The sequence below is a fragment of the Pigmentiphaga sp. genome (genome assembly GCF_033795525.1).
In the GTDB taxonomy this organism is placed as follows: domain Bacteria; phylum Pseudomonadota; class Gammaproteobacteria; order Burkholderiales; family Burkholderiaceae_B; genus Pigmentiphaga.
Genome location: NZ_JARYGM010000002.1, coordinates 260,236 through 271,731, shown reverse-complemented (window position 1 = coordinate 271,731; position 11,496 = coordinate 260,236). Strand labels below are relative to the sequence as shown.

The 11,496-nt window shown below is 64.6% G+C and carries 14 protein-coding genes; 6 read left to right on the top strand and 8 right to left on the bottom strand.

All coding sequences use genetic code 11. The annotated features are described in order from the left end of the window. Positions 1 to 4: 4 nt before the first annotated feature. Positions 5 to 565, top strand: coding sequence for a DUF1415 domain-containing protein (locus QHC78_RS06025; protein ID WP_319742985.1), 561 nt, complete (start codon positions 5 to 7; stop codon positions 563 to 565). 16 nt (positions 566 to 581) lie between these two features. Here the strand turns inward: QHC78_RS06025 and arfB are convergent, their stop codons facing one another. Both arfB and bioB read right to left on the bottom strand, forming a co-directional pair. After that, on the bottom strand, positions 582 to 1,004 hold the full coding sequence (arfB, locus tag QHC78_RS06020) for an alternative ribosome rescue aminoacyl-tRNA hydrolase ArfB (RefSeq protein ID WP_319742984.1): 423 nt from the start codon (positions 1,002 to 1,004) through the stop codon (positions 582 to 584). Positions 1,005 to 1,016: 12 nt separating this feature from the next. Continuing rightward, positions 1,017 to 2,018, bottom strand: coding sequence for a biotin synthase BioB (bioB, locus tag QHC78_RS06015; RefSeq protein ID WP_319742983.1), 1,002 nt, complete (start codon positions 2,016 to 2,018; stop codon positions 1,017 to 1,019). A gap of 367 nt (positions 2,019 to 2,385) precedes the next feature. Here bioB and QHC78_RS06010 point away from each other — a divergent pair, with 367 nt between their 5' ends. From QHC78_RS06010 to QHC78_RS05995, 4 genes are all read left to right on the top strand, one after another. Beyond that, the gene (locus QHC78_RS06010; protein WP_319742982.1) at positions 2,386 to 2,667 is read left to right on the top strand and encodes an HU family DNA-binding protein; all 282 of its coding nucleotides are present in this window, start codon (positions 2,386 to 2,388) and stop codon (positions 2,665 to 2,667) included. A 107-nt stretch (positions 2,668 to 2,774) separates the two neighbouring features. Further along, positions 2,775 to 3,239: a MarR family winged helix-turn-helix transcriptional regulator gene (locus QHC78_RS06005; RefSeq protein ID WP_319742981.1), complete on the top strand. Its 465-nt coding sequence runs from the start codon at positions 2,775 to 2,777 to the stop codon at positions 3,237 to 3,239. 127 nt (positions 3,240 to 3,366) lie between these two features. After that, positions 3,367 to 4,362 carry a Bug family tripartite tricarboxylate transporter substrate binding protein gene (locus QHC78_RS06000; protein ID WP_319742980.1) on the top strand — a complete coding sequence of 332 codons (996 nt, stop codon included), beginning with the start codon at positions 3,367 to 3,369 and terminating at the stop codon, positions 4,360 to 4,362. Positions 4,363 to 4,365: 3 nt separating this feature from the next. Further along, complete coding sequence (locus QHC78_RS05995; protein ID WP_319742979.1) at positions 4,366 to 5,553, top strand: FAD-dependent monooxygenase; 1,188 nt, start codon at positions 4,366 to 4,368, stop codon at positions 5,551 to 5,553. Between the two features lie 13 nt (positions 5,554 to 5,566). On the opposite strand, the gene QHC78_RS05990 is transcribed toward QHC78_RS05995, so the two are convergent. From QHC78_RS05990 to QHC78_RS05980, 3 genes are all read right to left on the bottom strand, one after another. After that, the gene (locus QHC78_RS05990) at positions 5,567 to 6,472 is read right to left on the bottom strand and encodes a LysR family transcriptional regulator (RefSeq protein ID WP_319742978.1); all 906 of its coding nucleotides are present in this window, start codon (positions 6,470 to 6,472) and stop codon (positions 5,567 to 5,569) included. 17 nt (positions 6,473 to 6,489) lie between these two features. Further along, a complete protein-coding gene (locus QHC78_RS05985; protein ID WP_319742977.1) occupies positions 6,490 to 7,461 on the bottom strand; it encodes a Bug family tripartite tricarboxylate transporter substrate binding protein in 972 nt (323 codons plus the stop codon). 96 nt (positions 7,462 to 7,557) lie between these two features. Continuing rightward, the gene (locus QHC78_RS05980; protein WP_319743460.1) at positions 7,558 to 8,385 is read right to left on the bottom strand and encodes an alpha/beta fold hydrolase; all 828 of its coding nucleotides are present in this window, start codon (positions 8,383 to 8,385) and stop codon (positions 7,558 to 7,560) included. Positions 8,386 to 8,578: 193 nt separating this feature from the next. Here QHC78_RS05980 and QHC78_RS05975 point away from each other — a divergent pair, with 193 nt between their 5' ends. Further along, positions 8,579 to 9,271 carry a TetR/AcrR family transcriptional regulator gene (locus QHC78_RS05975; protein WP_319742976.1) on the top strand — a complete coding sequence of 231 codons (693 nt, stop codon included), beginning with the start codon at positions 8,579 to 8,581 and terminating at the stop codon, positions 9,269 to 9,271. Positions 9,272 to 9,291: 20 nt separating this feature from the next. Here QHC78_RS05975 and QHC78_RS05970 read toward each other — a convergent pair whose 3' ends face one another. Genes QHC78_RS05970 through QHC78_RS05960 form a run of 3 tightly spaced genes read right to left on the bottom strand, consistent with a single transcriptional unit; the run spans position 9,292 to position 11,448 of the window. Next, positions 9,292 to 9,696 (bottom strand): hypothetical protein, encoded by a 405-nt coding sequence (locus QHC78_RS05970; protein WP_319742975.1) that lies wholly within the window; start codon positions 9,694 to 9,696, stop codon positions 9,292 to 9,294. An 11-nt stretch (positions 9,697 to 9,707) separates the two neighbouring features. Further along, positions 9,708 to 10,439 (bottom strand): SDR family oxidoreductase, encoded by a 732-nt coding sequence (locus QHC78_RS05965; RefSeq protein ID WP_319742974.1) that lies wholly within the window; start codon positions 10,437 to 10,439, stop codon positions 9,708 to 9,710. A 40-nt stretch (positions 10,440 to 10,479) separates the two neighbouring features. Beyond that, a complete protein-coding gene (locus QHC78_RS05960) occupies positions 10,480 to 11,448 on the bottom strand; it encodes a Bug family tripartite tricarboxylate transporter substrate binding protein (RefSeq protein WP_319742973.1) in 969 nt (322 codons plus the stop codon). Positions 11,449 to 11,496: the final 48 nt, after the last annotated feature.

Below are 11,496 nucleotides of genomic sequence, written 5' to 3'. Positions count from 1 at the left end.
AGACATGTTCACGTCCCCCTCCGATGCGCTTTCCCACGAGGCCATCATCGCCGCCGTCCGTACGTGGCTGGAGAAGGCCGTCATCGGGCTGAACCTGTGCCCCTTTGCCAAGGCCGTCCATATCAAGGACCAGATCGCCTATCGGGTCAGCGATGCCCGGGACCCGGACGCGCTGCTCGAGGACCTCGCCAGCGCGCTGCGCGAACTGGCGCAAAGCGATCCGGAGCGCGTGGATACCCTATTGCTTGTCCATCCTTGGACGCTGGCCGATTTCCATGACTACAATGATTTCCTGGATGACGCCGATGCGGCCGTGGAAGCGTTGGGCCTGGCCGGCGAAATCCAGGTCGCCAGTTTCCACCCGGACTACCAGTTCGCCGATACGGAACCGGACGACATCGAAAACTACAGCAACCGCTCGCCCTACCCCATTCTCCACCTGTTGCGCGAAGCCAGCGTGGACCGCGCGGTCGAGGCGTTCCCGGATGCCGAGCGCATCTACGAACACAACATCGAAACGCTGCGGGAACTCGGTCTTGAAGGTTGGAAGAAGCTGGGGCTGTAAAACGAGGGCAGCCCTTTCAGTCCTCGTTCACGCGGCCCCGCAGCCGCTTGATTTCGCCATGCTGCACCTTGCGCTGCAGGCGGCGCTGCTGCGAGCCTTTCGTTGGCCGGGTGGGCTTGCGCGGCTTGGGCGGCTCGGCCACCGAGGCCAGCAAGACCCCCAGCCGCTCCAGTGCGTCGGCGCGGTTCTTCTCCTGGCTGCGGTAGGCCTGGGCCTTGATCACCACCACGCCGGCACTGGTAATACGCCTATCCTTCTTCTGCAGCAATGCCTGCTTCCAGTCCTCGGGCAGTGAAGACGCGCCGATGTCGAAACGCAGATGGACGGCGCTCGACACTTTGTTGACGTTCTGCCCTCCGGCGCCCTGGGCGCGGATCATCGTCACGACGACCTCGTCCTCCTCGATCGCAACGCCCGGGGCGACATGAAGAAGCGGCATGCACGTTCCCGGCTAGTGAGCGCCGGTATCGGCGCGCATGCCGAGTCGCCGCAGCAGTTGCCGATCCGCCTCCGCTTGGGGGTTCTCGGTGGTGAGCAGGCGATCGCCGTAGAACATCGAATTGGCCCCCGCCATGAAGCACAAGGCCTGCAATGCGTCGTCCATTTGCTCGCGCCCCGCGGACAACCGCACCATTGCTTGCGGCATGGTGATGCGCGCCACGGCGATGGTGCGCACGAACTCGAAAGGATCCACGGCCTCGTTGACCGCCAGCGGCGTCCCTTCGACGCGTACGAGATTATTGATGGGCACTGACTCGGGATAGGGATCGAGGTTGGCGAGCTGTGCGATGAGCCCGGCCCGCTCGCGGCGCGATTCGCCCAGGCCGACGATGCCGCCGCAGCAGACCTTGATGCCGGCATCGCGCACCCGGTTCAACGTATCGAGCCTATCCTGGTAGGTGCGCGTCGTAATGATCTGCCCGTAGAACTCGGGCGACGTATCGAGGTTGTGGTTGTAGTAGTCCAGGCCCGCTTCGCGCAGTTGCTCGGCCTGGCCGTCGCGCAGCATGCCCAGCGTCACGCAGGTTTCCAGCCCCATAGCCTTGACCGCCTGCACCATTCCGGCAACGGCGTCGACCTGGTGGGGCTTGGGGCTGCGCCAGGCCGCCCCCATGCAGAAGCGCGTAGCGCCATTGGCCTTGGCCGCGCGGGCTGCCTCCAGCACCTCGTCCATAGGCAGCAGCTTCTCGGCCTCGACACCGGTTTCGTAGCGCGCCGACTGGGGACAATAGGCGCAATCCTCCGGGCACCCTCCCGTCTTGATCGACAGCAAGGTGGACAATTGGATGGTGTTGGCGTCGAAGTGCTGCCTATGGACTTGCTGGGCGCGATAGAGCAGGTCGGCAAACGGCAGCTCGTACAAACCCAGGATCGCCTCCACATCCCAGGATGTGCAATTGCGGCGAGATGTAACGGGCCGAGCCGCGGTGGCCACGGCAGGATCTGCTTGCATGAGGGACTCCTTCACAACCAATCGATGCACCGGCAGCCGGTGTCAGCGCACATGGTAAGCAAGCTGCACCGCATCATCAAATGCGTAAAATTCGCTTTTTCACGTAAAAATCGGCGAAATTGTTGCCTTCCCCGGGAATTTGAGCGCATTCCTCAGCAACATGCGCGCTACGGCTGTTGCAAATTTTCCTTTTTTTTGGGGTAAGGTGGGGCAACGCGCCCGCAGTAGCCGCTTTCGCAGGCATGAGCGCAAGGCGCGGTCACCCGTGGCCGGACTTGCATTTCTTCTCCAAGATTGTTTGAATGCCGGCTCTGTGCAGAGGCAGCCAGCCACTCCGGCGGTCTGCCGTATTTTTTAAGGAGTACGCATGCGCACCAAGAAGGAACTGATCGACGCTCTCGCCGAGCGCACTCAACAACCCAAGAATGTCTCCGAAGCCTTCATCGATGCGTTGGGCGATGCGCTGCGCGCCTCGCTGGCCCAGGGCGACGAGGTCGTGCTGCCTGGCGTCGGAAAGTTCTCGGTGAAAGAAAAAGCCGCCAAGACCGGCCGCAACCCCCGCACCGGCGAGGCCATCCAGATCGCCGCGCGCAAGGCCCCCGCATTCAGCGCCGCCAAGGTCCTGAAAGACGCCGTCGACGTCCGCTAACGTCGTGCGTACCGCCGCATCGAAGCCGTGGCTTCGGTGCGCTCCGCTGGCTCGGACGAATAAGTCTGCCTTACACTGGCAACAACCAGTCGTCCACGGAGCCATTCTTGTCCACCGAGCACGCCAACGAGCCGTTCAACGGGCCAAGCACCACTTACCTGATTTCTCAGGTTCACCATCCCCTTAGAAACTTCAGCGATGCCATCCTCAAGCCTTATGGGGTCACGGGCATCCAGTTCACCGTGTTGTCCGTGGTCGCGCACCGCGAAGGACTCTCGTCCGCGGACCTGTCCCGCCGCTTCTACGTCACGCCGCAATCCATGGGCCAGCTGCTGGCTACGCTGGAAGAACGCGGCTTGCTCGAACGCAAGGAAGACGCCAACAACCGCCGCATCCTGCGTATCACGCTGACCGCCGCCGGGCGCGACGTGGTGGAGTCCGGCAGCCACGAAATGGCCATGCTCGAGCAGGATGCGCTGCGTAGCCTGAGCGCCAAGGAAATCAAGACTCTGCGCGGCTTGCTGCGTACCGTGATCGACGACTTGCGCAGCCGGCGGATCGGGTCGGCGTGACGGCTGCGGCGGCACGCGGCGTTTCTATCGAAATTCCTTGTGATCCGATAATTATTATGTGATTCAACTGGCTGGGCGCTCGTCCTATATTGCCCCTCGCACCTATAACAGCAGAGAGGGGACGACGATGAACGCACCAGCCGACAAGACGGCGGCCTCGCGGCGCCGCATATGCCTGGGCATTCTTGCCACTGCCATCGCGACATTCGGCGCCGCGCCGCAGGCCGCGAACTTTCCGGAAGGCCCGGTCACCATAGTCGTGCCCTTCCCGCCCGGCGGGCCGACGGACACCACGGCCCGGCTCCTAGGCAAAACCCTGGCCCGGCAGCTGGGCCAGCCTGTCGTGGTCGAGAACCGGGCCGGCGCGGGCGGCACCGTGGGTTCGGCCTACGTGGCGCGCGCCAAGCCGGACGGCCATACGCTGCTGTGGGCCAGCACCAGCAGCCTGGGCGTAGCGCCCGGACTCTACCGCAACCTTCCCTACTCCCCCGTCAAGTCGTTCGAGCACATAGGCTTGGTGGCCCGCAGCCCCATCCTGCTGGTGGTACGCGCTTCGCTGGAAGTCGACAGTCTGCAGGCGCTGACCGAGTACGCCGCCAAGCACAAGGTTTCCTACGGCTCGGCGGGCAACGGCTCGATCAACCACCTGACCGGCGAATGGTTCAAGGAAGTATCGGGCGCCAAGCTGCTGCATGTGCCCTACAAGGGCGGCGCGCCGGCGCTGGCCGACATGCTCGGCGGCCAGATCGAAATGACGCTGGAGACGATCACCGTCGTGCGGCCTTACCTGGAATCGGGCCGCGCCAAGGTACTAGCCACCGCGGGCGCTACGCGCTCGCCCGACATGCCGCAGGTTCCCACCGTGCGCGAAATCTATGGACAAGACTTCGAGTCCTACTCATGGACCGGCCTGGTCGCCCCCGCCGGTACGCCGCCCGAGGTCGTGCGCAAGCTCAACGCCGCGCTGCATGCGGCACAGGACGATCCCGAACTGGTCGCGCAAATGAAAAGCGGCGGCCAGGACGTGACCAAGACTACGCCCGAAGAATTCAAGCGGTTCCTGGTTGGCGATACCCAACGCTGGGCCGAACTGATCAAACGCACCAACACTTCATTGGACTGATCCATGCGCATCATCATCGCCGGTGCCGGCCTGGGCGGACTCACCGCCGGGCTCGCCCTTCTCCAACAAGGTTTCGACGTCCGCATCCTCGAACAGGCCACCGCGCTCAAGGAAGTCGGGGCGGGCATCCAGCTCGGTCCCAACGCGGTCCACGTGCTGTACGCGCTGGGGCTGGAAAAAAGCGTGATGGAGCAGGCCTGCGAGCCCGAAGGCAAGATCGTACGCCTCTGGAACACGGGCCAGACCTGGACGCTTTTCAACCTGGGCGACGTCTCGCGCGAGCTCTATGGCTATCCCTACCTGACCGCGCACCGCGCCGACCTGCACCAGGCGATCGCGGCCGGCGTGCAGCAAGAGGATCCCGATGCGCTGGTGCTGGGCGCCAAGTTCGTCCGCTTCGAGCAGCACGCCGACAGCGTCACGGTGCATACCGCCGACGGCCGTCGCTTCGAGGGTGATGTGCTGATCGGTGCCGATGGGGTGCATTCCCAGGTTCGTGCGCAACTCTTCGGCGCGGATCGTCCCTCTTTCTCGGGCCTTGTGGCTTGGCGCGGCGTGATCGAGGCAGAAAAGCTGCCGGATCAACTGCGGCGCCCCGTCGGCGTGAATTGGGTGGGCCCGGGCGCCCACGTCATCCACTATCCGCTGCGCGCGTACAAGCTGGTCAATTTCGTTGCCGCGGTGGAGCGGTCCGACTGGCAGGTCGAATCCTGGACCGAACGCGGCACCACCGAGGAGTGCCTGGCGGACCTTAAGGGCTGGAACGAGGACGTGCATACCCTGGTGCGGGCCATCGACGTTCCATACAAGTGGGCGCTGATGGTGCGCGATCCCATGGCGAGCTGGAGCCGCGGCCGCGTGTCGCTGCTGGGCGACGCCTGCCATCCTACCCTGCCCTTCCTGGCGCAGGGAGCCGGCATGGCACTCGAGGACGGCTATATCCTGGCACGGGCGCTGCGTGCCTATGCCGATGATCCCGAGCACGCTCTGCAGCGCTACGAAGAAGCCCGCAAGGAACGCACGGCTGGCGTCATCAACGGCTCCAACGCCAATGCCAAGCGCTTCCACAACCGCGAACTTGCACACGCCGAAGGCGCCGCAGCCTACGTCAACCGCGAGTGGCAGGAAGAGCGGGTCAAGGAACGCTACGAATGGCTGTTCACCTACGACGTGGAAACCGTGCCGGTGTAGCCGCGGGACCGGCTCAGTCCTGTTCCATCACCGCTTTGAAGATGGCGGCGAACCGGGCCAAGGTCTGCGGCACCGGCGCGCCGGTGCGCATGACGTAGCTGAAATCGAACTTCACGGCCGGGCTGATGCGCCGCAGCTCGACCGCATAGCGCGCACAGGCGCTTTGCGAAAATGCGGGGACGATGGCGATGCCGAACCCCTGCTCGGCCATGCCCAGCGCCGTATCGAGGTGCTGGACAGCCATGCGGGCGCCGATGTCCACCTGGTACTTGAACAGCGCTTCTTCAGCCAGTTGCTGGATGGGGCTGTCCCCCGTCAGGGCGACGTACGGCTGGCCACGCAGGATTTCCCAGGTGGTGTCGTCCTCGCCCGGCGCGGAAGGCACCGGGCTGAACCGGCTGGGCGCGTAGACGGCCAGCAGTCCGGACGACGCCAACGGCTTGCGCACCAACCCCGAAACCTTGGTGAAGAAAGCGCCGAAGGCGGCATCGATTTCGCCCGTTTCGGCCAGTTGCTGGATCTCGAGCGGGCTGCCGGCGATGATTTCGACGTCCACGCCCGGACACTCGGCATGGAAGCGCTTGAGCGTCTCGGGCACCACGTTGGCCGCCATGAGCGGCGTAAACGCCAAGCGCAGCGCGGTCCCTTCCTGCCTTCCCATTTCCTTCAGGCGGGCCGCGGCGGCCGTCAGTTCGCGCTCGACCAGCTCGGCCGACGGAAGAAATGCCTTGCCGGCTTCGGTCAGCACCACCGCGCGGGTGGTGCGTTCGAACAACCGGGTATTGAGCTGGGACTCGAGTTCCCGGATGGTGGCACTGAGCCCGGCCTGGCTCAGATGCAATCGCTGGGCCGTCCTGGTGAAATTGCCTGATGCCGCAACACCGAGGAAGGCTCGTAGTTGGCGCAAAGAAATATTCATGCGCCAATTATTTCATGTTAATTCAGGTTCAGCCCCACCTGCTTGACGATGTCGCCCCACTTGGCAATATCGGTGGCGATCAGTTTTTGCAGTTCCTCGGGCGAAGTCGGACTGGGATCCGCGCCCGCGGCGCGTACCCGCTCGATGACCTGCGGATCGTTCAGCGCGGCAGTAATGGCTTGATTCAGCCGCTTGATGATGGGGTCAGGCGTTCCTGCCGGCACGGCGATCGCAAACCAGCCCATGGCCTCGTAGCCCTTCATGCCGGCCTCCGCCAAGGTGGGCACGTCCGGCAGCGACGACGACCGTTCGCTGGTCGTCACCGCGAAGGCCTTCAGCCGCCCTTCCTTGATATAGGGCACCGCGCTGGGGGTATCGCTCATTGCCAGCGGTATCTGGCCCGCCAAGGCATCGGTCGTGGCCGGGCCCGTCCCCTTGTACGGCACCAGTACCGTCTTGACCTGCCCTAGCTGGTTGAACAGCTCGCTGGCCAGATGCATGACCGTCCCCTGCCCGCCATGCCCCAGCGACAGCTTGCCCGGCGAGGCCTTGGCGTCGGCAAGCAAGGCCTGCACGTCCTTGTAGGGGGAATTGGCCGGCCCGACCAGTACGAACGGCGACGTGGCAACCAGGCTGACGGGCGCCAGGTCCTTGACCGGGTTGAACGGCATGGAGCGGTACAGCACGCTGTTGATGCCCAACGCACCCGCGCCGCTGAAGACCAGGGTATATCCGTCGGGTGCCGAGCGCGCCACCGCTTCGGCGCCGATATTGCCGCCCGCTCCGCCCTTGTTCTCGACCACGACCTGCTGGCCCAGGTTCTTCGACATGACGGGGGCCATGACCCGCGCGATCAAATCCGTGCTCCCGCCCGGCGGGAATGTCACGATCATGCGTATGGGCTTGCTGGGGAAATCATTCTGCGCCAGGACCGCTGGCGCGGCGAGCGCCGTCGCGGCTGCCACGGCGGCCAAGATGCTCTTCTTCACCGTTGTCTCCTTTGTAGGGTGTGCAACCGTGCTGCGCGAGCCCAGCCGGTTGTCTTTTTTTGATCAAGCTCAAATTTGATCGACGTTCATGATGGCTCATCCACCGGTATTGCGCATCAGGGCATTCACCATCATCGCGTTGACCTGGCTGCTCGCCTCATAGGCTGCCCAATGCCCCGCCCCGGGGACAAGATCGAACGACGCCTGAGGCAGAATTTCGAGCAACGCCCGGCCCTGCGCGGCGACATCGCCGCCGCCGTATACATCCAGTTCGCCGGCTATGCCATGGACGTCGCATCTGAGCGTGGTGAAGGCCTCCATCTGCCGGCTGGCCAGCAGCGGCCGGACGTCCAGCCTGCAACGCTCTACGTTGCGAGCCTGCACCGCGACCGCCGTGTCGTCGATCAGGTCAGGATTGCCGAACATCGAGACGGCCAAGTTGTGACGATGAATGCGTGCGCGTTCGGCCGGATCGTCGATGCCACGCCAGCGCATCAGGGTCTCCGGAGGCTTGGGAGAGGAGCGCATGAAGCTCCCGCGCAGCAGCACGACCTGCCTGACACTTGCCGGGCGCTGCATGGCCATGCTTTCCACCAGCAGTGAACCCAGCGAGAATCCCGCCAGGGCGACGCGACCTTCCTGTTGCGTCAGACGGTCGACGCCTTGCCAGAGCAAATCGGCGAAGTTCGCGCACGAGACCTCGCCCTCTGGCAGCTCGGAATCCCCATGCCCGGGCAGGTCGGGAACCAGCACCGTGAAATGCTGCGCCAGGGGCAGCACGTTGCGCACCCAGTGCGTCCACGATCCGCTGTTCCCGTGCACGAGCACGAGGACGGGCCCGCTTCCCCACTGGCGCCACGCCATGCCCCTGCCGCCGCAAGATACTTCGTGAACGACGGCAAGCCGTTCGGGTTCCTCGACCATGGCGTCCACGCTTGCCTCCTGGAAAGACGAGTTGCTACGCTGCCAAACAATAACGATACCTTATATAAGGTTGTCTTACTTAGTCAAGACTTTCCCCGGGATCCCGCCGCCTTTTCTTGCAGTCTTTTCTTCTAGAATAGGCGGCTGCTTCGGTTGCTCCGTTTCTCCTATCCATGTGCGCGCCTTCCCTTTCATGAAGAACCCGACTGCTTCGTCTGCCTACCCCCCGGAACTCGGTCTGCGCGAACGCGGCAAGCTGGACAAGCTCCGGCGCATCAAGCAAGCAGCGCGTGAAGTGTTCCTCGAGAAAGGCTACGACGCGGCCACCACGCGGGAGATCGCGCAGCGCGCCCAAGTGGCCATCGGCACGATCTTCGTCTACGCCGAAGACAAGCGCGACCTGCTGATGATGATCGTCAACAACGACTTGGACGCGGTCAACGTCAAGGGCGCCAAGGCCTTGCAGCAGGACGGCCCGCTCATCGAGCTGCTGATGGGGTTCTTCAGCCTGCGCTACAGGTACTGGGCCAGGAATCCTCAGATATCGCGGCCGGCCGTGCAGGCCACCTCCGACTTCCTCGCCACCATGGTGGACCGCGGCGAAGAGACCCGGCGTTTCTACGCCCGCCGCGCCAGCATTTACGCCATGCTGGCCGACGTCGTCCGGCGCAAGCAGGCGAACGGCGACATCGGCAGCAATGCAGACCCGGAGCTGATCGCGGCACTGTTCGTCACCATCTACCTATCCGAAGTCCGGCGCTGGCTGAGCCAGCCGGCGCCCAAGCCGACGGCCGGCCTGGCCCGCCTGCGGGCACTCCTGGAACTGGCCATCGAGGGATTGGGGCCGACGCCGGCCGAACGGCAGGCGCTCGGACGCAAGGACTAGAAAGCCGAGTCCTGCCGCGGCTATGCCGCTCCGCCCAGCAGGTCGTGGGAATCGAGCAGCGCGTAGACAATTTCCGGATTCTTTTCGAAACAACGCCGTATGGCGGCCGGTATGGCCTCCCGCGTCTTCCTGCACAATCCCGGCCGCTCTTCGATTTCGATGCTGATGCCCCGCAGCGTGCGGACGCCATAGATACTCGGAGTGATGTGCAGCACGATACCCAACTGCGCCTGCATGCGTGTTTCCATGTGCCTGAGGTCGTCGAAACTGGAGATACTCTCCAGGCGCGCCACCAGCCGTTTTTCTTCTTCCTTGGTCAGCCGCAGGATGCGCACGTCTCCCTGCGGATCGGCCAGCAGCCGATCGCGGTCGCATATGCATGCGCCCGGCGGGCATTCTTTACGGATAGGAAACGGAGCGTCCATGCCCCGGGATTTTATCCCCTGCCGAGCAAGGGCATGGAGAGAGGAAAGATCGTGCTTTCGTAAAGGTTGACTTCGGGCGGCAAGGTCGCCATCAACACGACCACGCGGGCCACATCCTCGGCCTTCATCAACTCTCCGGGCTCGAACTTGCGGCCGGACTTGGCCGCAAGGGCCGATTCGGTCACGCCCGGATGCAGCATGCTCACCGCGATGCCGTGTGCGCGCCCGTCCAGCGCCAAGGCATGCGTCATGCCGGCCAGCCCATGCTTGGTCGTGGTGTAGGGCACGGAGTCCGGACGCGGTACCTTGGCCGCCACGCTACCCATGTTGATGATGCGCCCGCCCGATTGCGCCTTCATGATGCGGAAAGCTTCACGGCTGCAAAGGAAGGCGCCGGTCAGGTTGACGTCCAGCACCTGCCGCCATGTTTCCAGGCTCATGGCTTCGATGGGCTGGCTCGTGGTCACGCCGGCGTTATTGACGAGTATGTCCACGCGGCCATAGGTGTCGACGGCAGCGGCGAAGAGCCGGGCCACGTCGTCCTCGCGGCTGACGTCAGCCGCGCAGGCCAGTGCCGCGCCCCCGACCTCCCGCACCTTGCCTGCGGCTTCCTCGAGGGCCTCGCGGTGACGGGCGGCCAGTACGACCGACGCACCCGCTTGCCCGAAAGCGATGGCTACCGCGCGGCCTATGCCCGAACTGGCCCCCGTGACAACGGCGACCCTGCCTTCCAGACTGCCCATAGCTGCTCTCCTGTCCAAGGACGCCGGCCGGCCGCCCGTATCATTCCGCCGTCATACCGGCCGCACGTATGATCTTGCCCCACTTTTCCGTGTCGACGGCCACCACGCGTGCCAGATCGTCGGGACCGCCGGGCAAGGGTTCGGCCCCGATGCTCCGCAGAAAGCGGGCCAGCTCGGGACTGGCGGTCACCTTGGCCAGGGCCGCGCTGAGCGTCTTGCGCACCGGTTCGGGCGCGTGCGCGGGCAGGAAAATGCCGAACCACCCCGAAAGATCGTAGCCGCGTACCCCTGCCTCGGCCATGGTGGGCACATCGGGTAGCGAGGTCGGGCGGGTGCTTCCCGTGACGGCCAGGGCCTTGACCCGGCCGCCCTTGAGCTGGGGAATCGCCAGCGTGGCGTCGGCGAACAGGAAGGTGATGCGGCCGCCGATCAGGTCCGTCAGCGCAGGCGGAACGCCCTTGTACGGAACGTTGACGGCGTCGACCCCGGCCAGTGTCTTGTAGAGCTCGCCGGCGACCTGCCCGGTCGCATTGCCGCTTCCCCAGGAGTACCTGCCCGGATGCTGCTTGAGCATCGCGGTCAATTGCTCAACGGAGCCGACCTGCGTGTGTTCGGGCGCGACCAGCAGCACGAAGCCCAGGCTCGCCACCGTGCCGACCGGCATGAAGTCCTTGATGGGATCGAAGGGCAACTTCTTGAACAGATGCACATTCGCCGCGTGCGTGGAATTGGGCGTGAACAGAATGGTGTAGCCATCGGGCGGCGCCTTCGCGACGAAATCGGCGGCCAGGTTCCCCAGCGCCCCGGCCTTGTTCTCGACGACTACCGGCTGCCCCAGCGCCTTCTCCATGCCAGCCGCCACTTGGCGCGCCACGTTGTCGATCCCGCTCCCCGCAGGATAGCCCAGCAACATGCGCAAGGGTCGCGCCGGATAATCCGCCGCGACCGCGGGTGCGCCCGCCGAGCAGGCAAGGACTGTGGCCAGCAGGGCCAGGAACTTCGTCACCATTGATTTCGTCTCCTATTTTCTTGCGGCGCGGATGCGCCTGGACGGCCG

Excerpts from the sequence above, each read along its gene's own strand:
- QHC78_RS05990 (WP_319742978.1), bottom strand. The coding sequence starts at position 6,472 with ATGAATATTTCTTTGCGCCAACTACGAGCCTTCCTCGGTGTTGCGGCA.
- QHC78_RS06000 (WP_319742980.1), top strand. The coding sequence starts at position 3,367 with ATGAACGCACCAGCCGACAAGACGGCGGCCTCGCGGCGCCGCATATGC.
- QHC78_RS05960 (WP_319742973.1), bottom strand. The coding sequence starts at position 11,448 with ATGGTGACGAAGTTCCTGGCCCTGCTGGCCACAGTCCTTGCCTGCTCG.
- QHC78_RS05970 (WP_319742975.1), bottom strand. The coding sequence starts at position 9,696 with ATGGACGCTCCGTTTCCTATCCGTAAAGAATGCCCGCCGGGCGCATGC.
- QHC78_RS05965 (WP_319742974.1), bottom strand. The coding sequence starts at position 10,439 with ATGGGCAGTCTGGAAGGCAGGGTCGCCGTTGTCACGGGGGCCAGTTCG.
- QHC78_RS05995 (WP_319742979.1), top strand. The coding sequence starts at position 4,366 with ATGCGCATCATCATCGCCGGTGCCGGCCTGGGCGGACTCACCGCCGGG.
- QHC78_RS06025 (WP_319742985.1), top strand. The coding sequence starts at position 5 with ATGTTCACGTCCCCCTCCGATGCGCTTTCCCACGAGGCCATCATCGCC.
- QHC78_RS05975 (WP_319742976.1), top strand. The coding sequence starts at position 8,579 with ATGAAGAACCCGACTGCTTCGTCTGCCTACCCCCCGGAACTCGGTCTG.
- bioB (WP_319742983.1), bottom strand. The coding sequence starts at position 2,018 with ATGCAAGCAGATCCTGCCGTGGCCACCGCGGCTCGGCCCGTTACATCT.
- QHC78_RS05980 (WP_319743460.1), bottom strand. The coding sequence starts at position 8,385 with ATGGTCGAGGAACCCGAACGGCTTGCCGTCGTTCACGAAGTATCTTGC.
- QHC78_RS06010 (WP_319742982.1), top strand. The coding sequence starts at position 2,386 with ATGCGCACCAAGAAGGAACTGATCGACGCTCTCGCCGAGCGCACTCAA.
- arfB (WP_319742984.1), bottom strand. The coding sequence starts at position 1,004 with ATGCCGCTTCTTCATGTCGCCCCGGGCGTTGCGATCGAGGAGGACGAG.